The 239-nt window shown below is 56.1% G+C and carries 1 protein-coding gene; it reads right to left on the reverse strand.

The features are described 5' to 3' along the window. The coding region (locus tag A3730_RS31575) for a hypothetical protein (protein WP_197477436.1) at window positions 1-239 on the reverse strand (239 nt) is incomplete at both ends.

Here is a 239-nt window from a genome sequence, read left to right on the forward strand (position 1 = left end):
GGGCACCGCCTGCAAGTCAAGCCGCTCTCCACTCTGGCTATACAGTTCGGCAATAGCCTGATAATCACCTGCCAGTGTCACCCCACTATTCCAGACCACGCCCAGCAAACGCTGCTCACCGGATGGCAAAGCAGGCAGAGGTTTACTACCAAGGTTTGCAACCAGGGCGCCGCTACTATCGAGAATGCTATGTTGTACTGAATAGTCTGCTTCCACCCCGCCGGTATTGGTCACCAGGG

This window comes from Alcanivorax sp. HI0044 (assembly GCF_001634945.1).